Origin of the sequence: Arthrobacter sp. R4 (assembly GCF_051365025.1) — a bacterium.
Lineage (GTDB): Bacteria > Actinomycetota > Actinomycetes > Actinomycetales > Micrococcaceae > Arthrobacter.
The window spans coordinates 41367-64594 of sequence record NZ_JBLWIJ010000032.1; the positions used below are offsets into that span (position 1 = coordinate 41367).

General features: G+C 65.8%; 21 protein-coding genes and 1 pseudogene. 11 read left to right on the top strand and 11 right to left on the bottom strand.

Features of this window, described 5'->3' with window-relative positions:
* Nucleotides 1-94: 94 nt before the first annotated feature.
* A complete protein-coding gene (soxR, locus tag ACLKOZ_RS18695; RefSeq protein WP_436477302.1) occupies nucleotides 95-553 on the top strand; it encodes a redox-sensitive transcriptional activator SoxR in 459 nt (152 codons plus the stop codon).
* A 63-nt stretch (nucleotides 554-616) separates the two neighbouring features.
* Here the strand turns inward: soxR and ACLKOZ_RS18700 are convergent, their stop codons facing one another.
* Nucleotides 617-1924 carry a CynX/NimT family MFS transporter gene (locus tag ACLKOZ_RS18700; RefSeq protein ID WP_436477304.1) on the bottom strand — a complete coding sequence of 436 codons (1308 nt, stop codon included), beginning with the start codon at nucleotides 1922-1924 and terminating at the stop codon, nucleotides 617-619.
* Between the two features lie 127 nt (nucleotides 1925-2051).
* Between ACLKOZ_RS18700 and ACLKOZ_RS18705 the strand changes: the two genes are divergently transcribed.
* Both ACLKOZ_RS18705 and trmB read left to right on the top strand, forming a co-directional pair.
* On the top strand, nucleotides 2052-2474 hold the full coding sequence (locus ACLKOZ_RS18705) for a hypothetical protein (protein WP_436477306.1): 423 nt from the start codon (nucleotides 2052-2054) through the stop codon (nucleotides 2472-2474).
* A 68-nt stretch (nucleotides 2475-2542) separates the two neighbouring features.
* Entirely contained in the window at nucleotides 2543-3466 is a 924-nt protein-coding gene (gene trmB, locus ACLKOZ_RS18710) for a tRNA (guanosine(46)-N7)-methyltransferase TrmB (RefSeq protein WP_337347367.1), read from the top strand.
* Between the two features lie 60 nt (nucleotides 3467-3526).
* On the opposite strand, the gene ACLKOZ_RS18715 is transcribed toward trmB, so the two are convergent.
* Nucleotides 3527-3967, bottom strand: a complete 441-nt coding sequence (locus ACLKOZ_RS18715; RefSeq protein WP_436477309.1) for a hypothetical protein — start codon at nucleotides 3965-3967, stop codon at nucleotides 3527-3529.
* A gap of 1 nt (nucleotide 3968) precedes the next feature.
* The gene (locus ACLKOZ_RS18720) at nucleotides 3969-5546 is read right to left on the bottom strand and encodes a hypothetical protein (RefSeq protein ID WP_436477311.1); all 1578 of its coding nucleotides are present in this window, start codon (nucleotides 5544-5546) and stop codon (nucleotides 3969-3971) included.
* A gap of 211 nt (nucleotides 5547-5757) precedes the next feature.
* On the opposite strand from ACLKOZ_RS18720, the gene ACLKOZ_RS18725 reads away from it, so the two are divergent.
* Both ACLKOZ_RS18725 and ACLKOZ_RS18730 read left to right on the top strand, forming a co-directional pair.
* Nucleotides 5758-6606, top strand: coding sequence for a DUF1206 domain-containing protein (locus ACLKOZ_RS18725; RefSeq protein ID WP_436477313.1), 849 nt, complete (start codon nucleotides 5758-5760; stop codon nucleotides 6604-6606).
* A gap of 32 nt (nucleotides 6607-6638) precedes the next feature.
* Complete coding sequence (locus ACLKOZ_RS18730; protein WP_337352070.1) at nucleotides 6639-7124, top strand: SRPBCC family protein; 486 nt, start codon at nucleotides 6639-6641, stop codon at nucleotides 7122-7124.
* Between the two features lie 32 nt (nucleotides 7125-7156).
* Here the strand turns inward: ACLKOZ_RS18730 and ACLKOZ_RS18735 are convergent, their stop codons facing one another.
* Complete coding sequence (locus ACLKOZ_RS18735) at nucleotides 7157-7822, bottom strand: anti-sigma factor family protein (RefSeq protein ID WP_436477315.1); 666 nt, start codon at nucleotides 7820-7822, stop codon at nucleotides 7157-7159.
* Nucleotides 7819-8319: a sigma-70 family RNA polymerase sigma factor gene (locus ACLKOZ_RS18740; protein ID WP_337347373.1), complete on the bottom strand. Its 501-nt coding sequence runs from the start codon at nucleotides 8317-8319 to the stop codon at nucleotides 7819-7821. Before ACLKOZ_RS18740 ends, ACLKOZ_RS18735 begins: the two co-directional genes overlap by 4 nt.
* A 282-nt stretch (nucleotides 8320-8601) precedes the next feature.
* Between ACLKOZ_RS18740 and ACLKOZ_RS18745 the strand changes: the two genes are divergently transcribed.
* Nucleotides 8602-9138, top strand: a complete 537-nt coding sequence (locus ACLKOZ_RS18745; RefSeq protein WP_436477317.1) for a COG4315 family predicted lipoprotein — start codon at nucleotides 8602-8604, stop codon at nucleotides 9136-9138.
* A gap of 33 nt (nucleotides 9139-9171) precedes the next feature.
* Here ACLKOZ_RS18745 and ACLKOZ_RS18750 read toward each other — a convergent pair whose 3' ends face one another.
* The 3 genes from ACLKOZ_RS18750 to ACLKOZ_RS18760 form a co-directional block, all read right to left on the bottom strand.
* Nucleotides 9172-9930 (bottom strand): hypothetical protein, encoded by a 759-nt coding sequence (locus ACLKOZ_RS18750; protein WP_436477319.1) that lies wholly within the window; start codon nucleotides 9928-9930, stop codon nucleotides 9172-9174.
* On the bottom strand, nucleotides 9923-10501 hold the full coding sequence (locus tag ACLKOZ_RS18755) for an RNA polymerase sigma factor (RefSeq protein ID WP_436477321.1): 579 nt from the start codon (nucleotides 10499-10501) through the stop codon (nucleotides 9923-9925). The genes ACLKOZ_RS18750 and ACLKOZ_RS18755 overlap by 8 nt, the downstream gene beginning before the upstream one ends.
* A 156-nt stretch (nucleotides 10502-10657) precedes the next feature.
* Nucleotides 10658-11305, bottom strand: a complete 648-nt coding sequence (locus ACLKOZ_RS18760) for a protein tyrosine phosphatase (RefSeq protein WP_436477323.1) — start codon at nucleotides 11303-11305, stop codon at nucleotides 10658-10660.
* Between the two features lie 144 nt (nucleotides 11306-11449).
* On the opposite strand from ACLKOZ_RS18760, the gene ACLKOZ_RS18765 reads away from it, so the two are divergent.
* Complete coding sequence (locus ACLKOZ_RS18765; protein ID WP_436477325.1) at nucleotides 11450-12088, top strand: DUF5655 domain-containing protein; 639 nt, start codon at nucleotides 11450-11452, stop codon at nucleotides 12086-12088.
* 154 nt (nucleotides 12089-12242) lie between these two features.
* Here ACLKOZ_RS18765 and ACLKOZ_RS18770 read toward each other — a convergent pair whose 3' ends face one another.
* Nucleotides 12243-13097, bottom strand: coding sequence for a DMP19 family protein (locus ACLKOZ_RS18770; protein WP_436477327.1), 855 nt, complete (start codon nucleotides 13095-13097; stop codon nucleotides 12243-12245).
* A 190-nt stretch (nucleotides 13098-13287) separates the two neighbouring features.
* On the opposite strand from ACLKOZ_RS18770, the gene ACLKOZ_RS18775 reads away from it, so the two are divergent.
* The 3 genes and pseudogenes from ACLKOZ_RS18775 to ACLKOZ_RS18785 all read left to right on the top strand — a co-directional run bounded on the left by ACLKOZ_RS18775 (nucleotide 13288) and on the right by ACLKOZ_RS18785 (nucleotide 20092).
* Nucleotides 13288-16830, top strand: coding sequence for an SNF2-related protein (locus ACLKOZ_RS18775; RefSeq protein WP_436477328.1), 3543 nt, complete (start codon nucleotides 13288-13290; stop codon nucleotides 16828-16830).
* A gap of 134 nt (nucleotides 16831-16964) precedes the next feature.
* Nucleotides 16965-18936, top strand: a pseudogene (locus ACLKOZ_RS18780) (DUF222 domain-containing protein).
* Between the two features lie 133 nt (nucleotides 18937-19069).
* A complete protein-coding gene (locus ACLKOZ_RS18785) occupies nucleotides 19070-20092 on the top strand; it encodes a family 43 glycosylhydrolase (protein WP_436477330.1) in 1023 nt (340 codons plus the stop codon).
* 196 nt (nucleotides 20093-20288) lie between these two features.
* Here the strand turns inward: ACLKOZ_RS18785 and ACLKOZ_RS18790 are convergent, their stop codons facing one another.
* Together ACLKOZ_RS18790 and ACLKOZ_RS18795 are read right to left on the bottom strand one after the other, a co-directional pair.
* Nucleotides 20289-21578 (bottom strand): ammonium transporter, encoded by a 1290-nt coding sequence (locus ACLKOZ_RS18790; protein WP_337347382.1) that lies wholly within the window; start codon nucleotides 21576-21578, stop codon nucleotides 20289-20291.
* A gap of 325 nt (nucleotides 21579-21903) precedes the next feature.
* Nucleotides 21904-22578 carry a helix-turn-helix domain-containing protein gene (locus ACLKOZ_RS18795; protein WP_436477332.1) on the bottom strand — a complete coding sequence of 225 codons (675 nt, stop codon included), beginning with the start codon at nucleotides 22576-22578 and terminating at the stop codon, nucleotides 21904-21906.
* An 87-nt stretch (nucleotides 22579-22665) separates the two neighbouring features.
* On the opposite strand from ACLKOZ_RS18795, the gene ACLKOZ_RS18800 reads away from it, so the two are divergent.
* The gene (locus tag ACLKOZ_RS18800) at nucleotides 22666-23226 is read left to right on the top strand and encodes a dihydrofolate reductase family protein (RefSeq protein ID WP_436477334.1); all 561 of its coding nucleotides are present in this window, start codon (nucleotides 22666-22668) and stop codon (nucleotides 23224-23226) included.
* Nucleotides 23227-23228 lie beyond the last annotated feature (2 nt).

Below are 23228 nucleotides of genomic sequence, written 5' to 3' on the forward strand. Positions count from 1 at the left end.
ACCTCAACTAAGGTTGAGGTCAAGGCGGGCGGCCGGGTTGCGGAGCGGATTGGACCACCGGCGCGGAACGCCGTTGATCCAATAGGGGGAAAGCATGCCACAGGTGTCCGCCGGGAAGCACCATGCCCTCAGCATCGGCGAGTTATCGGACCGGAGCGGAGTGGCGCCGTCGGCCCTTCATTTCTACGAACGCAACGGCCTTATCTCCTCCGAGCGCACATCCGGCAACCAACGGCGCTACCGCCGGGATGCTCTACGGCGGGTGGCGTTCATCCGCGTGTCCCAACGGGTGGGCATCCCGTTGAAGGAAATCCGCGCGGCCCTGGACTCACTGCCAGAGGGGCGGACACCCACCAAACGGGACTGGTCCCGGCTGTCCCGGCTCTGGCGCGCCGAACTGGACGCGCGGATCGAGGCACTGGAGCACCTCCGCAGCGACCTCGACGGCTGCATCGGCTGCGGCTGCCTCAGCCTCAAGGCGTGCCGGCTGCAGAACCCGGAGGACAGCCTTGGCGACGGTGGCACGGGCCCCCGTCGCTGGGACGGCACCTGACCACCAGCCCCCCAAGTAAGTAGCAGCAGGTGTCGTTTTGAGCCCTCATAACGACATCTGCTGCTACCCAGTTGGGCTGCCGACGAACCGGTTCCGGCCTGCGCGGTAGCCGAACACCGCAGCAAGCAACCCCACTACCAGGAAAAGGATCCCGGCGGCCGTGAAGGATCCCGTGGCCTGATGCAACTGACCCACCATGAGGGTCCCGGTGGACCCCAGTCCATAACCAACGCCCTGCATCATCCCCGACAGGTGCGCGGCGGTGTGCCCGTCCCGGGTGCGCAGCATGATCATGGTCAGCGCCACTGCCGTGAGGCTCCCCTGCCCCAGCCCCAGCAGCCCCGTCCAGGCCCAGATGAGCTCCAGTGGACCGAAGATACTCAGCGCGAACCCGCTGCCGGTCATCAGCGCCACCACCGTGTTGATGGCCCGCTGGTCGCGGAACCTCGCCGCCAGCGCCGGAGCAAACAGCGAACCCAGCATCTGCAGCCCGATCGACACCGACACCATCAGCCCGGCCGTCCCGCCGTCCACGCCGCGCTCGCGCAGGATGGGCGCCAGCCAGGCGAAGACGCTGAAGGACATCATGGCCTGCAGCACCATAAAGACCGTCACCTGCCAGGCCACGGCCGAGCGCCAGACGTTCACGCCGCCGGCCAGTGCCTGATGCCGCACCCGGCGCTGCCGCAACGCCACCGGCAGGAACAGCAAAAGTACGACGGCGGCAGGTACTGCCCAGAACCACAGCGCCGAGGTCCACTCCCCCGTCGCCGTGAAAACCGGATAGGTGAAGCCGGCTCCCAGCGCGGCTGAAGCGCAGATAGCGGTGGTGTACAGCCCTCCCATAAGACCAAGGCGGTGCGGGAAGTCGCGTTTTACGAGCCCCGGGAGGAGGACATTGCAGAGTGCTATGGCCGCGCCGCAGGCCGCCGTCCCGGCGAGCAAAGCGGGCAGGTGGCCCATCCCCGGGATGAGGCCCCCCGCATCCAGTGGCCGCAGCAGGAGTCCAGCCGTGAGCACGGCCATCGCGCCCAGTAGGACCCGTTCGGCCCCAAAGCGGCGCGCCAGGACCGGCGCGAGGGGCGCAAAAACGCCCAGGAGCGTAACGGGCACGGTGGTCAGCACCACGATGGCCCAGCCCGGGAGGCCGGCGTCGGACCTGATCTCCGGGAGCACCGCCGCGAAGCTCGAGAACACCGTGCGCAGGTTCAGGCCGATCAGTACAAGGCAGAGGCCCAGGTACACCAGCGCTTGGCGGCTGCTAGGACCGCCGGGAAGCTCCGTAGGGGACGGCGCGGGAACGTCGTCGACCTCGGCGTCGACCAGGAGGTCCGGCCCTTCCTTAGGCTTGGCGGGAGTCACGCGACCCATTCTGTCAGGCTTGGTCCGGGTGAGGCTTCGGGCGGGGTTATCCACATAGGCAGTTGCGGCACTGGTTGGGCCTGCGGGGTCTTTCTAGGCTCGAGGCGTTACGAGTCCCTGCAGCGATTGGAAACCCATGAACGCTCCGCCGCAGGTCCCTCCGCCGGAGGGACCGTCCCCGCCACTGCTGCAGCATTCCCCGTCAACCGGCCCCGTTGCTGCCCGAGGGGCCAACCACGGCTTCGCCAGCTTGATGTTCGCTATCGCAGCGCCACTTAGCCTCGTCGGTACCCTCCCGATGGGTGTGCTGTTCAACGTTGGGGCCTATTACCTCGCTGCGCCCATGTACGTGTATCGGTTTACACCACTGATCGTTCTGAGCCTGCCGATTATTTCCAGCCTCGTGTCGGTAGGGTTGGCCATCGTTAGTCTCACGCGTACACCGGCCACGTCACCCAGCCGGGCGTCCGCCGTGGCCGCACTGTGCATCAATGCGGTGGTCTTTACGTTCGGCCTGATTTTCACCATGCCCCACCTGCGGCATTGGTTCTTTGACTGAACGCACCCCGCGCCCTCAGCAGGTCCCCACGGACCGCCCGTACGCCGATTTCCTCTATTCTGGAAGGGATGAGCGAAACCCCAGAAACCCCCCAGCCGCCGCATGTCCCGCGGCCGGTAACACCTGGCACCCAGGCGTCATTCGGCACCTACGGCGGCAGGCCGGTCAGCTTTGTGCGGCGCGGAACCCGGCTGCAGGGCCGCCGCCAGACTGCCTGGGAAGAGCACGCCGAGAGATGGGCAGTGGACGTCCCCCGGCACGTCGCCAACACCTCGGTGCACCCTGACTACACCTTCGACGCCGAAGCCGAGTTCGGACGCACCGCCCCGCTCATCGTGGAGATCGGCTCCGGCCTGGGCGACGCCATCTGCCACGCCGCCGAGCAGAACCCGGACACCGACTTCCTGGCCGTCGAGGTCTACACACCCGGCTTGGCCAACACCATCATCAAGATCAACAGCCGCGGGCTCAAGAACGTGCGCGTGGTGGAGGCGAACGCCCCGGAGGTGCTGGCCACCATGCTGCCCGCCGGCTCCGTCACCGAACTGTGGGTCTTCTTCCCGGACCCGTGGCACAAATCCCGGCACCACAAGCGCCGCCTCATCCAACCGGAATTCGCAGACCTTGCCGCGCGGGCGCTCAAACCGGGCGGTCTCTGGAGGATCGCCACGGACTGGTCCAACTATGCCGTCCACGTCCGCGACGTCCTCGCAGGTTCGGCCGATTTCGAGAACCTGCACACCGGCCAGCGCCGTGGCCCGGAGAGCCCCCTGACGCAGGTGTGGCAGTCCGGCGTCGAGTCCTTGGTGGGCGGCGCCCCGGTCCGCGAGGGCCGCGCCCCGGTGAGCACTGAGCACACCGGCCCCAATGAGGGCATCGACGAAACCGGCGGCTGGGCCCCGCGCTTCGAGGGCAGGATCCGCACCAGCTTCGAGGCCAAAGCGCACGAGGCCGGACGGCTGATCTTCGACCTCTGCTACCGCCGGCTGTAACCGGCAGCGCATGGCGCGGGCGGCTGCCCGAGGGGCGCCTGCCGCTGCCCGAGGGGCGCCTCAGGCAGGCCGGATAGAGGAGACGACCTCCTTCAGGAGGTCAACCCGCGGTTCGGTTTCGGGGTTGATGTAGGGCCAGATGACCAAGGTCCCAATGAACCGGTCGTTTTGCCAGGTACCCACGGACGCGGCCACTTTGGCCGAGCCCTCTTGGTCCGTGTAGCCCACCAGGACGGCGTACGAGGACCTGCCTGGAATGTTCAGTTCACCCTCAGTGAGCAGGGTCCCTTTGCGCTCTTCCAGATAGAACTCGGACATCAGGTGCGCCCAACCGTTGGCCTGGGCAGCGCCTTGGACGGACGTGTCATCCTTGATTACTGTCACGAGGACCTCACCCAGCAAGCCGTACTGCGCGGTGTTGGGTCCGGCCGATGAGTCTTCCAGTACCTGCGTGTGCTCGGGGAAGTCGGCGATGAAGCCGAGCGGGGATTCGATGTGCACGTCAGAGCCTTTCGAGCTTCGTGTCGTTCGGGACCTTATAGTACGTGGACACGTTGGTGGTGGCCTGGTTCTCGGTCTTGACCTCCACCTCGCCCAGCTTCACGTCGAAGCCGGCCTCGTTGGTCGCTGTCACGACAGTATTGACCTGCACGGTGGCGGAGCCGGCCTCGTAGAGTTTGGCGGCGTCCGATGCCGCCCCGGCGTCGTTACCTGTCGCCACATTCCGCAGGTAGCTATCGATCACAGCTTTGTTCTCGGGTGAGTAGTCAACATTGATCTTCACCGTGCCCTGGGTGCCGGCAGTCACGGTGGACTCCACCTTGGCAGCCTTCACGTCGGTTCCGGCCGTTACGCCTTCAGCTACGGTGCCTTCCATGGAGACAGAGACCGACTCAATGTTGTTGCCCTTATCCATGTTCACCTCCAGGCCACCCTTGCCGGATGCTTCAAAGACCCGCCCCTCAAGGTCCAGCTTGCCCTGCGCCGACACCTCACCGCTGGCGGTGGCGGTACCGTCCGTCAGGTTCCGCTCGTAAGCAAGATCCAGCTTCGCTGAACCGGACGCTGGGCCCGATTCACCCTCGGCTTCCAGCGACAGCGTCCCCTTGGCCTTGTCCGTCTGGCCTGTTGAGCCGTTGTCCTCGGCGGCGTCGTTGATGGTGTCCAGGATGTAGCCCGGCGGATTACCGGCAACGTCCTTGATTTCTCCGACGCTGTCCGGCGGGAGGTCCTTGTACATCTGTTCCCTGGCAGCCATGGCTTCCTCCACGCTGCCGAACGTGTACTCACGGGAGACCTCCCCGCTGAGCGTGACGCCGGCGGTCCCTGAGGTGTCATTGACGCCCAGGCCCATGTTTCCGTACACCTTCATGGTGGCCGAACCGTCAGCGTTCTCGACTACCTGGGTGCCTACCTCGGCGCCACCGTGGACCCAGGCAACCCTGGCTTCGATGGATGCCTTGCCGGATTCTGTGTAAACGGGGATATCGGCCCTGGCAATGTCCTGTAGGTGCTGCTTCGCCTGCTCCTGGGCGGACTCCGGAATGCCGCCGTCCATTCTCATCAGGTCCTCGGCGAAGGGACCGTCCTCCCCTTCGCCTTCGATCAGGTACTGGCGGTCCGCAGCGGACAGGCTGTTCCACCACTGCGCCTGCTCTTCGGGGCTTGCGTCCAGCATTTTGTCCAGGCCCTGCTCGAGTTCCTGCCGGTGGGCCGCTGCTTCGGCTGCCTTCTCGGCCTGCACCCTGAGCCATTCCCTGGCCTGGCTGGCTAGGGATTGGAGCCTGTCCCAGATGCTGCCGGAGCCGGCGCCCTTGCCGCCAGAGGCATTCTCCTGCTCTTCGGCATGCTTCAGAAGGATTTTGGAGTTCTCCCGGAGGCTCGACACCACGCGTTCCAGGCTGGGGCGGTGGTTGCTCGTCCAGTCCTGGCGGAAATGTTCGCCATCGGCGCCTTTCCACGGTGCGGCCTGGATCTGGCCCTGCAGCGATGTTGCCCTGCTGCTGAGGAGCGAGGCTGCCCTTTCCACCGCTTTGGCCAACTCGCGCAACTGGCTGACGTCAGCGCCGTATATGGTCATCGTGTCTCCCCAACAGAAGTGTGCGGCCCAGGGCCTGCGGTTGACCATATCGTTCCACAGCATCCCTCGCGCGGCGATGGGGATCACTACCCATGCCGGGTCGGCTTCAGCAGGGTCTCTTCCAGGGCAACCAACGGGCTGTTCGGAAGCGGGTTGACATGGCACGATTGGCCTTGTGGTGGGGGCACGCACATTCGCGCTCCCTGGGCGCTTGCACAAAGGAACGGCCATCAAAAAAGAACTAAGGCAAGCCGCAGATGCCGCGGAGGATGTCACCAATTCACGCACGTTCGAGCTGCTGGCGAGGGCCGGTTTTGCAGCCAGCGGAGTCCTGCACTTCCTTGTGGGCCTCATCGCCATCCGGCTGGCCACGGGTGGCAGCGGAAGCGCCGATTTCAGCGGCGCCGTGGCGGAGCTCGCCAGCCAGCCGGCGGGGCCTTTCCTGTTGTGGGGGAGCTTCGCGGCCTGTGCGGCATTGGCCCTCTGGCAAGCCAGCGACGCGATATTTGACTACGGCCACCTGCCCACCAAGGAAAAGGCTGGAAAGAAACTCAAGGCAGCAGCGCAGGCCTTGGTGTTTGCGGGACTTGCCCTGACGCTCGCTTCGTTTGCCCTGGGAACCGGATCCGGCGGGGATAACCAGCAGTCTGCCACTGACCTGACGGTCGGCCTGATGAAGGCGCCCGGCGGTGTGGCGGTCCTGGTCCTGCTGGGCGTGGGAATCGCAGTCACCGGTGTGATCTACGGGATCCGCGGCGTTAAGAAGTCGTTCGAAAAGCACCTCATGATGCCGACCGACCCCCGGGCCCGCACTGCAGTCACCGTGTTGGGCGTGACAGGCTATGTTGCCAAAGGAATTGTCCTGGTCCTGACCGGACTGCTGATAGCCATCGCCACCCTGCGGGCGCACCCGGAGGAATCCACCGGCCTGGACGGCGGGCTCAAGGCGCTGCGGGACCAGCCCTTCGGCGTATACTTGCTCGCCGCGGTGGGCGCCGGGCTGATCTGCTACGGCGTCTACATGGTGGTGCGGGCCAAACTGGCCAAGATGACACAGTAACGCCATTACCCGGCCGGGCTAGGGTGGGGAGCATGCCCCAGGTACGCGCCGAACGCCTCATCCGCCTCGATCCGGAGACAGCCTTCGCTTTCTCCCAGACCACCGGTGACTTCCGGCTTAAATGGGATCCCTTCATCTCCGCCCAGGGGTGGCTCGACGGCGCGGCCGCGGCCGGAAAAGGAGTCCGCACCCGGACGGTTTCCCGCATGGGCCTGGTCATGGTCAGCGAGTACGTTTCCTTTTCCCCGCCCAGGAATGTGGGGATGACCATGGTCTCCGGGCCGTGGTTTTTTGAAAACTTCGGCGGCGGCTGGCGTTTCACTCCCGACGACGGCGGCACCCGGGCCGTCTGGAAGTACACCTTCTCCTGCCGCCCGGCGTGGCTGCGCCCGGTGGCCGAAAGGATCGGCGCCTGGCTCCTTGGCAAGGAGATCAACAAACGGATCGAAGCTTTTGCCCGGGCGTGCGAGGACCCGGAGCTCGTGGCCGAATTCCGCGCCTCTGCAGGGAAACCGTAGCCGCCGCCTTTTGCCCGGTTAACTGACAGCCGTTAGGGCACCGTGATCACGGCGACCGGTTGCTGGGTTGCATCCCGCAGTTCCACACTGGCGATGCTCCCGAGCTGGACGGGCGTGGCTCCGGTGACCCGAATCCTGCCGCTTGGCGTGGCGGTCCACGCGCACGCCCGGTCCTCCCCGCCGTCGCGGTCCCGGATCCACAGCGAGAGCGTCCCGTCCAGCGGCATGCTGCTGCCATTCACGGCCAGCTCGGTTCCCCACGTTTTCCGTGCCAGGTCCACGCTGAAATGCAGGCCGTCCCCGGACTGGACCGAGTAACTGGCGTCCGGCTGCGGCGGCCGGTTGAGAACAGGCCCGGCGGCGAGGCCGAGGGCAAGGCAGGCGGCGGCCACGGCGCCCACCAGCGCCGACCACCGCCGTCGTGATGTCCGACGGCGGGAGGCGAGTTCGTCCAGAATGGCCCGGGGCGGGGACACGGCAGGTTCCTTTGGCGCGGCAGTGCGTTGGGCTGCGGTGAGCGCCACTGCATCCGGGACGGGGACTGCATCCAGCAAGGCGGGCAGGCTTTCCAGCTCGGCAAGTTCCGCCCGGCAGTCGGCGCAGTTCTCGAGGTGGGCTTCGAAGCGCTGCGAATCGGCCGGGTCGAGGCCGCCGAGGAGGTAGGCGCCCAGCAACTGGTGCGGATCGGCGGCATTCACCGTTCCACCCCCATTTCATCAAGGATTGTCCGGAGGGCGCGGACCGCATAGAAAGCCCGGGATTTCACGGTTCCGCTGGGAATGTTCAGCTGCACCGATGCCTCGTTGACGGTGAACCGTCGGTAATGCAGCGCCACCAGGACGTCGCGGTGTTCGGCGCTGAGGCGCAGGAGGGCCTCCTCCATCAGGACGCGGTTGAGCAATTCATCCACCCGCTCCGCGGCTTCGGCGGGATCGGTGAGTTCACGTTCCAGCGCCTCGGCCGGCCGTCGCTGGGCCTTACGGTAGTTGTCGATCATGATGTTGCGGGCTGTCCGGAACAGGTAGCTGCGCAGGCTGCCGGTAATCTCCGGGGCCTGCTGCCAGACGCGGAGCACCGTCTCCTGGACCACATCCTCGGCCAGCTGAGGATCGCGGGAAGCGCTGAGGACAAAGCGACGCAAGGCCGAGCCGTGGTCGCGGTAGATCGCGGCCACTACGTCCTCATCGAGGGGCATGCCGGCGCCTCCTGTCCCTGATACTCGCCGCCAGTCAGTGTCCGTGATCCCGGCCCTGAAACGCGGAACGGTTTCTCCATGTGCAGATTCACGCTTGCACATTCGGCTGATACGACGTCCGCAGTCCACAAACGGTTCATCGCTGGCGGGCACCTTGCCGGCGGACACCCTGCCGGCGTAACCGAGGAGAGTATCTGCCTTTTGAACCATTCTTCACCTTGGCGCGTCTTACGGGTTAGCGTCCGGTGATCCGACGCCGGGCCCCAGCCGAGGAGCATTCCCATGAAACAGCATCTGGGCACCGGTCTTGCCGCATTGGCCCTTATGGCCGCCCTGGCAGGCTGCGGGGGCAGCCCGGGAACTACCAGCACCACAGCCGCGGCTACTCCCTCGGCGACCAGCCCCGCTCCCGCCTCACCCGCGGCGACCGGCAGCCCAACCGCTGCGGCCGCCGTCGACCTCAAGACAGCAACCTCCAGCGCCGGCACCATCGTTGTGGACGCCAAAGGAATGAGCGTTTACTTCTTTACCAAGGACGTCAAGGATTCCGGCACCAGCGCCTGCACGGGAGCCTGCCTCACGATGTGGCCGCCGGTCCTCAGCACCGCGGCAACGCCGTCAGCGGAGGGCGTCAGCGGAACCCTGGGCACTATCGCGACGCCGGACGGTGCGAAGCAGATGACCCTGAACGGACTGCCGCTGTATTACTACGAGCAGGATAAGAATCCGGGCGACATCCTGGGGCAAGGCGTGAGCGACGTCTGGTACCTGGCGAATCCGGCAGGCGAAATGATCAAGACGGCGTCTACAGGCTACTGACGCTTTCGTCGCTTCCACCCCTGATTCCGGCTGCTACGGATGAACGGTGGGTACTGGGACCGGAGGCGTGGCCGGCACCGGCAGGGTTGCCGGCTGATCCTCGCCTTTCAGCGGTCCACCAGGAACACCCGGCGTGACATTCTCCGGCACGGGAAGGTCCGGCAGCGGAACTGACGCCGGATTCGTCGGAGCAGGTGTGTGCTTCGGACCCTTGCTGTCCCCTGATTCCGGGGCAGGAGTTGCGGGCGCAGCGCTGGTTGCCGGCGCGGCGGGCGCCGATGCGGGAGGGCCCTGCTGTGCGGGAGCAGGAACCGGCGTCCCAACCGGAACGGGTGCGGGACCGCCACCCGCGTTAGCCATGAATGATGTCACGGCGTGGTGAAGCTGGCCAAAGGATTCACGAATGCCCTGGTCGGCGGCAACGGCAACCGCTCCGCCTGCCGCCAAGGAGGCCGCCAAAGACAGCGTCGTGAGGGTGATCCTGCGCTTGGCACGACGGCGGGCGGCCAGCTCGTCGGTGACAGCTGCTGGAGATGCTGCTTGCGGCTCCGGACGTGCCGCCGCGTCGGGGACTGCCGCCAGGAGTGTGGTGGCAGCCTGTTCAGCCCCCTCAACCTTTTCAGCCGGCGGCGCCATCAGTGCTGCTACCGCGGCGGACGCCCGGGGCTGTGCGGCGGCGAGGCCACGTAGATCCAGCAGTGCAGGGCGGAGGTCAGTGTCGTCGTCGAACCCTGCTTCGCGGAGCAGCCGGTCGACCGTTCCGTCGTTGCGGGAGCCTGCGGTGTCACTCATGATCTGCCTGGTTTCTTCTAAGAGTTTGGTCCTTGAGATTTTGCAGGGCCCTGCGCTGGAGCTGCTTGATGGCACCTGGGGACTTGCCCATGATGCCGGCCACCTGTTCGATGGAGAGGTCGGCCACCACCCGCAATGCCAGGACTTCGCGGTGGTCCTCGGCCAGTCCTTCCAGCAAGTGGGCTGCGCCGTCGCCGTGGCCCAGCACGTGGTCTTCCGCCGACGCAGTGCTGCGGCCGTCCTGCAGGGGGTCGTACGGGGTGAAGTCGGGCCTGCGCTCAACGCGACGGTAGTAGTCAACCATCCGGGCGTGCGCAATCGAGAAAACCAACGATTTGGCGCCCTGCAGCCCGCCGGTCAACTCACCGATCTTGGGGTAGAACGCCAGGAAGACGTCCTGGGTGACAGCTTCGGGATCATCCACGCCCCGGGCCTTGAGGTAGCCGAGCACAGCGCCGGAAAAAGTGCGGTAGACAGCGCCGAAGAGCACGGCCGGATCAGCGCCGGCTGTGTCTGCGAATATCTCGATATTTTCTTCGGCCAAAGTGTCTAGCACCAGTGGCTCCTCCATCCCGGGCGGTGGACCACTACATCCCGGTTTCCGGAGCGGACGGTTCCGCTGCCTCTGTGGACTGCCTCTCGGACTGCCGTTTGAACGGCGTCATGGACTGCGGGAAATCCGGCCCAAGGGGCGCGATTCCCGCAGTCCAGACTAGCCGACCAGGTCCTAGTGGGCCGAAACGGCGGGTGCGTCCACAACGTCGCCGGGCACGGCGGGTACGGCCGGAACTGCGGGCTCGCCGTCGACACCGGGAACAGCCGGGACCGCAGGAACGGCAGGCACGGCGGGAAGCTCGGGACGCTCAGCCTTGACGGCGGCGGAACCCTCTGCTGCCGCGGCGGCGTCAGCGGAAGCAGCACCCTGCGCGATGACGTCGGCGCAGAAGGCGTCAACGTTGGCTTCGCCCTCGGCGGCGATCACCAGCGAGGAGAAGCCTTCGGAGGCTTCGTTGAGCCCACCGTTGGTGAAGGCGGTGCAGAGGCCGAACGCTGCGGCGCCAGCTGCGTCCACAGCGGTGCCTGCCGCGGCGGAGACCTTGGCGTCAGCGGCGATCTCGTCGTCGGACACGGCTGCTTCGCCGGTCACTGCTGCATCGCCGGAAGCGTCGAGGTCTCCGTCAGCGGCAGCTGACTCTGCAGCGTTGGCAGCCAGCTGGGGGGCCGGGGCGCCGAGCATCTCGTGGGCCGTCTGCTGGGCTTCCGCCGGGAGGGCGCCGGTTGCAGCAGCAACGCCGGTTCCGCCGACGGCCAGGGTGCCAGCTGCCAGGACTCCGGCGGCGACTTTGCTGGTGGCGAGAACAGTGAACAACGACATAGAGATACTCCAAAACCTAGAGAACAATTCAGATCCGGTTCCGTGGGGAACCCATCACCCCCTACATCGCTGGCCAGAACGAAAAAGTTACGGCCGCCCCAAAATTTTTCCTCGCGCCCCGCTGACCAGCACTACGATCGAAGCATGCCCAACGCCCAGGAACCCCGGAAAACCGCCAAAACCTGGCAGACCATGGTGGACAGCAATCAGGCTCTGTTGCTTCGGAAGACCGGCCAGGACGTTGGCTATTGGGCTGGGCAGGCACGCAGCGCCGGAATACAGAACGACGCCCAGCTCCGCGCCTGGATGCGCGATGAGCACGGCGTCACCGGCTATGCGCAATACGCCGTGTCCTGGGAGCTGTTTGGATACCCGGATTTTATGCTCCGCGACGCCGACGAACTGATCGACGGCCAGTACGCCAACCACCCGCAGCTGCGGCCCATCGCGGACGCCATCCTTGCCTGGGCTTCCGCCACCGAGGGCGTAGAGATCCAGATGCGCAAGGGCTACGTCTCGCTCCACAGCCCACGCCGGAAGTTCGCCCAGGTCACCCGGACCACGAATACGGCCGTGGATGTGACTCTGCGGCTGGACACACAGCGGCTGGAGGCCGCGGGCTTGGACGCCTCAGGCCTGGACGCAGCAGCTGGGGGCCGCTTGGAAACCATCAAGGTCCGCGCCGACGACGCGTTCGACCGCCGCGTCCGCCTCACGTCCGCGGACCAGGTGGATGAGGAACTCCTGGAGATACTGGCCGCGGCCCTGGAACAGAACCGCTAGGCAAGCCCGACGGCGGGTTCCCGGCCCGCTCTGGCGCCGCACCCGCCGTCGAACTCGCGGGAAAGGTGCGAGTTCGCTGGAACGATCCCGCGAACTCGCACCGTTCCCTCGAACTGGGCGAACCCCGACCAGCCCCGCGCCGACGGCGAGAGTCCTACGCGTCGACCATCTCGTCGTCGTCGGCCTCTTCAAACTCGACGGCGGCGACGATTTCCTGGGTCACGGGATCGATCATGAAGGCCTCGTCGTCGTCTTCGACCATGATGAAGTCGCCGTGGTCCGTGCTGAAGTGCCAGGCCAGCGTCTTCTCGCCCTGGTGCAGGTAGTTGGGGTCCCCCATGGTGATCTTCTGCAGCGCGTAACCGACAATGTTGCACAGCTCGCGGATGATGATTTCGAAGTCCGGCGCATCCTCCAAGGCCTCGGCGTCGGCCTTGGCCTGGCGTTCGGCAAGGTTCGGGATGGATGCAACGCGCTGCGCGATGTAGGCAGTGAGCCCATCTTCGTCCAGCACCAGCAATGACTCCTGGCCGCGGAGCCAGGCAGCGTTCAGTGCGGTGATGTTCTCGGTTTCCAGGAGCTCCTCGAACTCGCCGTCGAGCTCTTCCAGGGCAAGCACGCCTTCGGTCGGCTCCTCGTCGTCATCCAGGGCGCCATCGAGGTACCGCTCAACGTCCTCCTCGGACAGGGCATCGAACGCCTCAACGGTCCGGTTGAACAGGTCCAGGTGGGCAGTGGCACCCATGCTGGCCATGCCTTCGCGGACCAGGGTGTCCGTCTCGTCGCGGTTCAGGGAAGTGAATACGTACTGCGCGAAGCCACCCTCAAGGGACTGGGTGAGGTAGAAATCCACGTAATAGCTGCGGATGGCCACGGGAGAAATTTCGTCAGTCTGGAGGAGTTCGCGGTGCATGGCGTCAACCACCAAAACGTTCGCGTCCACCACCTCCTCATCAGCTGCTTCGATGCTGCCGGTGGTCAGAACAACGGGTTGCTGGCTCGCGGTCATGGTAATCCTCACTGCGTAAGCGGGTGGTGCTCGGAACACTTTTCACGCTACGTGGGCGGGGTGCGCGCCCGGTTGAGGCCAAGGTGAACGTCAGGCGAAGTTTGGGCGCCCGTTCCGGCGAACTAAGATGGATCAGATAACCATCGATCGGACACGGGTCCACCGTGGCCAGCTGAAAGTAGCGCGCACCATGCCATCCCAACCGGACGAGAGTGCGGCACTGGCAATACAGACACCCGCCATTAACGACCGCTCCCTCGCGGCCGGGCTGGCGTATGCCATGGGCAGCCGTGTTTCCGGGATTTCCTTCGACGCCGCCACCGGGCTGATGCTGGGCAAAGTCCGGGGTGGCGCCGACGTCCCTTACTCCACCACGGCCAAGCTTGTCCGGAAAACAGGCGGCTGGAGCTGCACCGTTGGCGTCTGTAGTTGCCCCGTCCGCAAGGACTGCAAACACGTGGCCGCGCTGCTCTTCGCCGCCGAGGACAACCCTGCCATACGCGTCCAGCTCCTGGCCCCGGCGGAAGTTTCCCGCCTCTCCCGCCAACCCGCCAGCCTCGACGTGGCCGACTGGGAGCAGGCCCTGAGCCCGCTCATTTCCCAGCCAGGCATCACCCAATCAAGCAACGGCATCCCGTTGGCCCTCCAGTTCGAGATCGAGGAGCCTGCTCCGCACTTCTCCTACACCGGCCGCCGCGACCCGCTGCGCAGCGTGCGCCAACTCAAGGCCCGGCCCGTGATTATGGGAACCAAGGGCAAATGGATCCGCGGCGACGTCTCCTGGAACACCCTCAGCTACCTGAATTTCCGGCGCGAATGCAACGAGGCGCACATCGAGTGGATGCAGACGTTCCTCGCCGCGCACACCGCCGCCGCCAACCGGCTGCACAACTCCTCCGCCCTGTGGCTGGGCCTGAATACCTTCGCGGGCAAAAACATGTGGGGCCTGCTCGCCGACGCCAAGAAGATCGGCCTCGCCCTGGTCCACAGCCGCGGCACTGACCCGGTGCGGCTCGCGGAGTCTCCCGCCGCCGTCGGGCTTAACCTGAGCCGTTACGGCTCCCCGGTGAGTGGGGATGCTGTTTCCGGGTCCAAGGCGGGAACTGACGACGACGGCGGGCTGGAACTTGCGCCCACCATCACCGTTGAGGGGGAAGAGGTTGATCCGGCGTCGGTGGGAACCATCGGCCGCCCTGCGCACGGCATCTTCCTGACCACGGGCGGCGAAACGCTGCCCGGAGCGCCCGCGGACAGCGTGATCACCCTGGCTCCGCTGGAAAGCGGGCTCAGCGAGGAACTGCTGACGTTCGTCACTGCCGGCAGCACCCTGCATATCCCGGCCAAGGACGAGACCCGCTTCCTCACCGGTTTCTACCCGAAGCTCAAGCAAGCCGCCCGGGTCACCGCGAAAGACGAATCGGTGGAGCTTCCTGCCCTGGCCGTCCCCACCCTCTCGCTGCTGGCCAATTACGGCGCCGACCACCGGGTCCGGCTGCACTGGGAGTGGCATTACAAGACCGGAAACCTGGTCACCGCCCAGCCTCTGTGGCGGCACCCCGGCGACCACGGCTACCGCGACGACACCGCCGAGGCCCGCATCCTGGAAGGCATCGGCCAGCCGTGGAACGTGGTCCCTGCGCTGGGCGAGTCGGCCACCGCCGGCTGGGGAACCCCGCGCCTCGCCGCATCCGTTGAGCTGAGCGGCCTGGACACGCTGGCCTTCACCGAGGACGTCCTGCCCGTGCTGCGGCAGGCCCCTGACGTGGCCGTGGACACCGCCGGAGACATCGCCGACTACCGCGAGGCCGAGGAAGCACCAGTGGTTTCCATCTCCACCAAGGCCACGGAGCAGCGCGACTGGTTCGACCTTGGCATCCAGATCTCGCTGGAGGGCCAGCCGGTGTCGTTTGCGGCGGTGTTTTCCGCGCTGGCAGCGGGCCAGACCAAGATGCTCCTGCCCAGCGGCGCGTACTTCTCGCTGGACCTTCCGGAACTGCACCAGCTGCGTGCCCTGATCGAGGAAGCCCGCTCGCTGCAGGACAACAAGGATGCTCCGCTGCAGATCAGCCGTTTCCAGGCCGGGCTGTGGGACGAGCTCGCGCACCTGGGCATAGTGGACCAGCAAGCCGCGGCCTGGCGCTCGGCGGTTGGCGGTCTGCTTGAGGGCGGGATCGAAGGCCTGCCGCTGCCTTCATCGCTCAATGCCGAACTGCGCCCCTACCAGCTGGAGGGTTTCAACTGGCTTAGCTTCCTGTACAAGCACAGCCTGGGCGGTGTCCTCGCGGACGACATGGGCCTGGGCAAGACCGTGCAGGCCCTTGCGCTGATGTGCGCGGCGAAGGAGCACGGCGCTCTGTCTGGAGACGGGGTGCCCTCTGGCGGCGCTTCCGCTGGCGCCGGAACCATCGCGGCCGACGGAACCGCCGCGGCCTCCGGAACTCCCACGGTTTCCGGAACTCCCACGGTTTCCGGAACTCCCGCGCCCGACGGCGGCACTCCCTTTTTGGTGGTTGCCCCCACCAGCGTCGTGGGTAACTGGGCGGCGGAAGCCGCACGTTTTGCGCCAGGCCTGACGGTTCGGACCGTGAGCGAGACTTTTGCCAAGAATGGCCAGGACGCGGCCGTTGAACTGGGCGGCGCAGATATCGTTATCACTTCGTACGCCCTGTTCCGGATCGACTACGACTCCTACGCCTCCAAGACGTGGGCTGGCCTGGTGCTCGATGAAGCCCAGTTCGTGAAGAACCACCAGTCCAAGGCTTACCAGTGCGCCCGGAAGCTGCCCGCGGTATTCAAGCTGGCCATCACCGGTACTCCGCTTGAGAACAACCTCATGGAGTTCTGGGCTCTGACGTCCATTGTGGCGCCTGGTCTGTTCTCAAGCCCCAAACGGTTCGCCGAGTACTACCAGAAGCCGGTGGAAAAGAACGGCGACAAGGCGCAGTTGGACAAGCTCCGCCGCCGGGTCCGTCCACTGATGATGCGGCGCACCAAGGACCAGGTCATCCAGGACCTGCCGCCCAAGCAGGAGCAGATCCTGGAGGTGGTGCTGAACCCGCGGCACCAGAAGGTCTACCAAACGCATCTGCAGCGTGAGCGGCAGAAGATCCTGGGGCTGATCGAGGACGTGAACAAGAACCGCTTTACGATTTTCCAGTCGCTGACCCTGCTGCGGCAGCTCAGCCTGGACGCGTCACTGGTGGATCCCTCGCTTTCGGGGGTCCGATCGTCGAAGCTGGACGTGCTGTTCGAGCAGCTGGAGGACCTCGTGGCCGAGGGCCACCGTGCGCTGATCTTCAGCCAGTTCACTGGTTTCCTCGGCAAGGTCCGGGAACGGCTTGTGGAGGAGAAGATCGAGTTCTGCTATCTCGACGGCGGCACCCGCAACCGTGGCGACGTCGTGAATGAATTCAAGAACGGCACCGCGCCGGTGTTCCTGATTTCGCTGAAGGCCGGCGGATTTGGACTCAACCTGACCGAGGCCGACTACGTTTTCCTGCTGGATCCGTGGTGGAACCCGGCGTCCGAGGCGCAGGCCGTGGACCGCACGCACAGGATCGGCCAGGCCCGGAACGTGATGGTGTACCGGCTCGTTGCCAAGGACACGATCGAGGAAAAGGTCATGGCTTTGAAGGCCCGGAAGTCGCAACTGTTCGCGGATGTCATGGAGGGCGACGCGCTGTCCGGCGGTTCGATTACAGCCGAGGACCTCGCCGGGCTGTTCAAGGACTGATCCAGTTTCGGGGACTGGGCCTGTTCGAGCCCGTCCGACAACCTCCCCGTCTCCTTTAGGAAGGGGCCGGGAGGTTATCCACATAGGCGATGTGCTGGGCTGTTTTTGTTGGCGTCTCGCTGGATGATGGGGGTATGGGGATCCCGGGTGTTGAGGAGGCGGTGGAGGCGTTTGAGGCTGCTGCTGCCGAGTTTGCTGCCTGTATGCGCCGGGGGCTGGATGGCCGGGGTTCCGAGACGGGTTCCGGGATGGGTTCCGGGGGTGGTGATCCTTTGCGGGGGCAGGCCGATGCGTGCCTGGACGGGCTGGGCGGTTCGGTCCGGGTGGACGCGATGGTGGCGGCGTTCAGGGTGCGCCTGGCCGCCGCGTACGCCGGGAAGGCTGCGGCCCTGGACGGCCCGGTCAGGACCCCGGGCGAACACACCGCCCAGGAAATGGGTGTGGTGTCCGAGGTCGCGTGTGCCCTGACGGTGAGTGAACGCTCGGCCTCTGCGCTGCTGGCACAGGCCCATGAACTGACCACTGCCTTGCCGCTGACGCTGGCCGCGCTGCAGTCCGGGGACCTGTCGTGGCAGCACGCGAAGGTCATGGTCGATGAAACGACCGGCCTGGATGCGGCCGGCGCGGCGGCGTTGGAGGCCCGTTTCCTGGGCCCGGACGTGCCGGACCGGGCCCGGGAGTGCCCGGCCGGGGAGCTGGTCCCGTCCCGGTTCCGGCACAAGGCCAGGACCTGGCGGGAACGCCACCACCCGGTGAGTATTGAAAAGCGCCACGCCAGGAGCGTGCTGGACCGGCGGCTGGAGTACGTCCCGGACCGGGACGGCATGACCTGGCTTTCGGCCTACCTGCCCGCGGACCGGGCAGCCGGGATCTGGAACGGCATCACCGCCACCGCCCGCACCCTCCAGGGCCCGGCCGAGACCCGCACCATCACCCAGCTCCGCGCGGATGTCGCCGCCCAACTGCTCCTCAGCGCCGGCTTCACCGGCACCACGGCCAGCAGCACTAACAGCGCGGCCGGGGGCAGGAGAGACACAGCAGCCGGCAGCCCCAGCACCAATGACGTCGGGGGCCGGTACCAGCGGCTACTCCAGCACGGCAGGCAGCGCCGCGGACCGCCGGACCGCCGCAGGCAGTGCTGCCCCGGACCGCGACGTCTCGGCAGGCGGTCTCGCGGGCCTTGACCTTACCGTTGGTAGTTCCCCCGACAGCCATGGCGGCGCTGGAAGCGTCCTGGCCAACGGGATCGTGGCGGGCCGTGTCGAAACCAACGGGACCGCGGCGGGCAACGAAGCCTTGGCCGACCGTGCCCCTGTCCCGGACGGGATCGGTGGACGGGTCCCGTCGCCGGCGGCGCAGGTCCTGGTGACCGTGCCGGTGTTCGCGCTGATGGGCCTCACCGACGAACCAGCCACCCTCGACGGTTACGGGCCGATCCCGGCATCGATGGCCCGCAACCTGGTCGCGGACGGCGCCGGCTCGTTCCACCGCGTCCTGACCGACCCCCGCAACGGGGCACCACTGGAGATCGGCCGCCAAAGCTACCGGATCCCCGCCGCGATGCGCCAATGGCTGAGAATGCGGGACGGCAAATGCCCCTTCCCCGGCTGCAACAACCACTCCCTGGACAACGAAGCCGACCACCTCCTGGCCTGGGCCGACGGCGGCACCACCGGCATCAGCAACCTCGGCCAGCCCTGCCCCAAACACCACCGGCTGAAACACACCACCGCCTGGACACCCACCGAAGCAAGCATCGACAAACCACCCGGCTGGACCTCACCCACCGGACGCCACTACCAAAGCGAACACCAAGACTGGGAACCACCCCACTGGCCACCCCACATCCTGAATCAGCTTCCTAATCAAGCACTCAGCCCTGCCCTGTCTGGAGAAATCGGGCCTGGCGAAATCCTGCGGCCTGACGAACTCCCGCCTTCAGACAACCCTGCCGCAGATGTCCCGCACCTCGGCGCCGTCCCCGAATGTCCGCTGCCTGAAGGGCTGTTACCTGACGGGACGTTACCTGACGGAGCCAGGCTCAAAGATCCCATGCCCGTATGGGGCTCGGCAGTGGTGCCGGCCGAACTAACCCCGCCGATCTAACCGGGCCCGGAGGAATGCGGCCCGGACGGTGCATCCCGCTACGAGGACAAACCATAAACCCCTAGCTGCGGGAAAGCACTTTCCCGCATATGCTGTACGGAAATCCGACCCGCCCGTCCACCTGGAGACTGCCGTGCGCCCCGAATCAACAACCTGTGGCTCAATCAGCCACCCTGAAGCCCCTGACGTCGTCGCCCTCAACCCCGACGCCTTCAAGACCCCTTACCGGGATCCTGTCTGGGACGGCCCCACCGATCCCGTCCTGGTTCCGGACCACCTGACAGGCGATTGGGTGCTCTTCTATACCCAGCGCCGGGCCACGCAAACAGGGCTGACTGGCGTCGAATGGGTGCACGGCACCGCAATCGGGATGGCCCGCTCGTCCGACGGTGGACTCACGTGGGCCTATCAGGGAACCGTGGATGGACTCATCCCACCAGGAACGGAACGGCCGGCAACCCTGTGGGCGCCCGACGTCGTACGGATCGGCGACCAATGGATCATGTACCTGACAGTCTTGGGCGGCCGACGGACCGACTGGACCGGCGACGCGGCCATCGTTCAACTCGCCAGCAACGACCTGGTCACCTGGGAGTACCTAGGTGCCATCGGCTTGGACTCCCCGCGCGTCATCGACGCGGCAGTAGCCCTGTGCGGCGACGGCCAATACCGGCTCTGGTACAAGGACGAGGCCCGCGGATCCAACACCTACAGCGCCGTTAGCAGCACGCCTGCCGATCCGTCGTCGTGGGTTCTTGAGGGGCTGACCATTCCCGGGAGACCCCACGAAGGACCCAAAGTTTTCAAGCTCGAGGACCAGTTTTGGATGATCGTCGACGAATGGCGTGGGCAGGCGATCTACCGCTCGGAGGACGCCGCCGGCTCCTGGACCCGGCAGGAATACCTTGACGGCCTTATCCTGACCGATCCAGAAACGGCCGACGGCGGTCCAGTAGCGGGCAGGCACGCCGACGTTGTGCCGCTGGAACCGTCAGCTGAAGGCAAGGAGCGCGCGCTGATCGTGTACTTCACGCATCCCCACTGGAACGGCGAGGACATCGACGGCATGACAGCGGACCCCAGGACCCACCTCAGCCACGTCCGCGCTGCCGTGTTGGAGGTCCACGACGGCAACCTGGTCTGCATCAACGTCTGAGGCAATAAACAACTGAGGCAGTAAACGACTAAGGGCCGAACTGCGGAACTATAAGCCAGCTGCTGCTGACACCGGTCCGCTGTTCGGCCCATCGCCGGACTCGCGTTCCGGGTGGTGCCGATGGCACCACCCGGACTGCTGTTAAGGGATAACGCGTGTTAGGGACGCGTCCCCTCCTTATCAGGCCCTCTGGCTATCAGGCCCGCTGCGGCGAGCCGAGTTCCACGGGGTCTTCGTCCGTGAGGTACGCGAGTTCCGAGTGGGCAGCGAGGTCAATGCCGCGCATTTCGTCCTCGGGCTTGATCCGCAGGCCGATGATCCGGTCGAGAATCTTAGCCAGGATCCACGTAATGCCGAACGAGTACACGAGGACCGTAACCGTGGCCAGCGCCTGGACGCCCAGCAGTTCAACGCCGCCCCCGTAGAAGAGTCCGCTCACCCCGTTCGGGGCTGCATCGGTGGCGAACAGGCCGATCAGCAGGGTGCCGATGATGCCGCCCACGAGGTGGACGCCCACGACGTCGAGCGAATCGTCAAAGCCGAGGCGGAACTTCAGCTCGATGGCCAAGGAGCAGACAGCGCCTGCGATGGCGCCGATGGCAAGTGCGCCAAGCGGGCTGACAGCACCACAGGCCGGCGTGATGGCAACGAGGGCCGAGATCAGGCCGGATGCTGCGCCCATGCTGGTGGCCGCGCCGTGGCGGAGCCGCTCAACAAGGGCCCAGGCGAGGAGCCCGGCAGAAGCCGCCACGGCAGTGTTGAGGAAAACCACCGAAGCGGACTGGCCGGCGGAGAGCGCCGAGCCTGCGTTGAAGCCAAACCAGCCAACCCAAAGCAGACCGGCGCCAACGAGCACCAGCGGCCTGCTGTGCGGCTTCGTGTGTTCCATCTTGGGCCAGCCGGAGCTCTTGCCCAGGACCAACGCCAGAGCCAGGGCTGCCGCGCCGGCGTTCATGTGCACCGCGGTGCCACCGGCGAAGTCAATCGCCTTGATTCCGCTCGCGATCCAGCCGCCCGTGACGCTGCCGTCAGCCGAGGAGAAGGCAAAGACCCAGTGCGCGATGGGGAAGTAGACGATGGTTGCCCAGATTCCGGCAAACAGCATCCAGGCGCCGAACTTCATACGTCCGGCTGCCGCTCCCGCAACCAGGGCCGTAGTGACACACGCGAAGAACAGCTGGAACGCGGCAAAGAGGATCACCGGAATAGAGGCTGCCTCGTCGGCGGCGAGCAGCTGTCCCATGCCCGGGAATTCCGTGACGTCCCCGATGAGCCCCAGACCGCCTACCGAATTTCCGAAGGCCATCGAATACCCGAAGAGCGCCCAAAGCACTGCCACCAGGCTCGCGCCGCCAAAGCACATCATCATCATGTTGAGAATGCGACGAGACCCCACCATGCCCCCGTAAAACAGGGCCAGGGCGGGGATCATCATACAGACCAGCGCAGAGCTGGCCAGAATCCATGCGACATTTCCCGAATCCATGGGAAACCCCTTTCGTGATGCGAAGAGAGAACGGAAATTGCCCGTGAGAGCCGCTCCGAAAGGAGGGACGCGGAGTCAGTACCACGTTCATCGGAGGGCAGCTATTGCCGTCTGGTTCCAACTGTATGGCGGGACTTTCGCCGTGGGTTTCCGGCCGGTTAAATCAACGTTTCAGTCACGGGCACGTGAGTTTCACACGTCTCATGAACGCACTTTGGATCGAACGCGCTGTGGATTCAGGAATGCTGCCGTACTTCTGTGCCGGAAATCGGACGGCAACATGGCCCGGAATACATGCGGGATCACGGTCCGAAACACGGGCGGATTACTTGGCAGAAATGGCCAGGAACTTGATGGGCAGCTCAAGCAGTTCCAACGGCCCATGAGGGCCCTCGCCGTCCAGCAGGAGTGAGTCGCCGGCTTCCATCGTGTACTCGTAGGCGCCGTGCCCGTAAACCATCTTTCCGGCCAACATGTAGATGAATTCCGTGCCCGGGTGCTGGAACAGCGGAAACACGTCGGACGCATCGGTGAGGGTGACCAGCGTCGGTTCGAGCGCGTCCGTCCGCCCCTTCAGAGCGCCCAGGACCCGATACTCATGGCCATGCTGGGTGCCGCTGCGAACAGTCAGGCTGCCCTGGCCGTTCTTAGTGAATGTGGCGTCGCGGTCGGTGTCCGCCCCTCGGAACAGCGCCGTAACGGGAATTTTGAGGCCGTCCGCCAGCCGCTGGAGCGTAGTCAGCGAACACGACGTGGTTGCCGTTTCAATCCTGGAGATCATCGCCTTGGACAGACCGGTCCGGGCAGCGAGCTCGGCCGAGGACAGGCCGTTGGCGGTGCGGTAGTGCCGTACTTGCGTGGCGATGACCTGTTCGAGCTTGCCTGAAACGGCGCCAGGATCGGCTAAAGCGCCCGGGTCTACGACGGCGGCCGTGTTGCCGGCAGTGGCACCGCCGGCGGTCTGTGCGGCGTCTGTTCCCTCCGGGGCGTGATTGATCATAGGAGCCATCATAGGTGGCGGTGCCGTAGCCAAAGTCCTGCTTCGGGCCTACTGTTTTTAGGGGGCATGGAAGTGAAGGGAAGACCGATGCGGACCGTGACCTACGGTGCGGCGTGCAGCCTCGACGGCTTCATCGCCGGCAGCGACGGCGCTATCGACTGGCTGCACTTCAGCTCAGACGTCGAAGAAGTAATGAGCCAGTACTGGTCCACGGTGGATACCGTCCTGATGGGCCGAAAGACCTGGGAGTTCTCGGCCGGCCAGGATTTTAGCGCCGAGGCCACCGGAGTCAGCGAGGCCACCCCGGACCTGAGCGGCACCCCACCCATGACCACGTACCTTTTCTCCCGCACGTTGACGGATGCGCCGCAAGGGGTGGAGTTGGTCTCTTCCGACGCCGGCGGCTTCGTCAACCGGCTCAAAAAGCAGCCCGGCAAGGGCATCTGCCTGATGGGCGGCGGTGACCTCGCCGGCTCGCTCTTCGAAGCTGGCGCAATCGACGAGGTCAGCCTCAATGTCCATCCGGTGCTGCTGGGCTCCGGCGTCCCGTTCTTCAAGCCCCAAGCACGCCGCATTGCCCTCGAGCTGACAGAATCGCGCACCATCGACGGCGGCTGTGTGCTCATGACGTACCGCGTCAGGTACTAAGG

Bases quoted from the DNA above. Each gene is read 5' to 3' on its own strand.
- soxR (WP_436477302.1), top strand. From the start codon at position 95: ATGCCACAGGTGTCCGCCGGGAAGCACCATGCCCTCAGCATCGGCGAG.
- ACLKOZ_RS18700 (WP_436477304.1), bottom strand. From the start codon at position 1,924: ATGGGTCGCGTGACTCCCGCCAAGCCTAAGGAAGGGCCGGACCTCCTG.
- ACLKOZ_RS18705 (WP_436477306.1), top strand. From the start codon at position 2,052: ATGAACGCTCCGCCGCAGGTCCCTCCGCCGGAGGGACCGTCCCCGCCA.
- trmB (WP_337347367.1), top strand. From the start codon at position 2,543: ATGAGCGAAACCCCAGAAACCCCCCAGCCGCCGCATGTCCCGCGGCCG.
- ACLKOZ_RS18720 (WP_436477311.1), bottom strand. From the start codon at position 5,546: ATGACCATATACGGCGCTGACGTCAGCCAGTTGCGCGAGTTGGCCAAA.
- ACLKOZ_RS18730 (WP_337352070.1), top strand. From the start codon at position 6,639: ATGCCCCAGGTACGCGCCGAACGCCTCATCCGCCTCGATCCGGAGACA.
- ACLKOZ_RS18740 (WP_337347373.1), bottom strand. From the start codon at position 8,319: ATGCCCCTCGATGAGGACGTAGTGGCCGCGATCTACCGCGACCACGGC.
- ACLKOZ_RS18745 (WP_436477317.1), top strand. From the start codon at position 8,602: ATGAAACAGCATCTGGGCACCGGTCTTGCCGCATTGGCCCTTATGGCC.
- ACLKOZ_RS18750 (WP_436477319.1), bottom strand. From the start codon at position 9,930: ATGAGTGACACCGCAGGCTCCCGCAACGACGGAACGGTCGACCGGCTG.
- ACLKOZ_RS18755 (WP_436477321.1), bottom strand. From the start codon at position 10,501: ATGGAGGAGCCACTGGTGCTAGACACTTTGGCCGAAGAAAATATCGAG.
- ACLKOZ_RS18760 (WP_436477323.1), bottom strand. From the start codon at position 11,305: ATGTCGTTGTTCACTGTTCTCGCCACCAGCAAAGTCGCCGCCGGAGTC.
- ACLKOZ_RS18765 (WP_436477325.1), top strand. From the start codon at position 11,450: ATGCCCAACGCCCAGGAACCCCGGAAAACCGCCAAAACCTGGCAGACC.
- ACLKOZ_RS18770 (WP_436477327.1), bottom strand. From the start codon at position 13,097: ATGACCGCGAGCCAGCAACCCGTTGTTCTGACCACCGGCAGCATCGAA.
- ACLKOZ_RS18775 (WP_436477328.1), top strand. From the start codon at position 13,288: ATGCCATCCCAACCGGACGAGAGTGCGGCACTGGCAATACAGACACCC.
- ACLKOZ_RS18790 (WP_337347382.1), bottom strand. From the start codon at position 21,578: ATGGATTCGGGAAATGTCGCATGGATTCTGGCCAGCTCTGCGCTGGTC.
- ACLKOZ_RS18795 (WP_436477332.1), bottom strand. From the start codon at position 22,578: ATGATCAATCACGCCCCGGAGGGAACAGACGCCGCACAGACCGCCGGC.
- ACLKOZ_RS18800 (WP_436477334.1), top strand. From the start codon at position 22,666: ATGCGGACCGTGACCTACGGTGCGGCGTGCAGCCTCGACGGCTTCATC.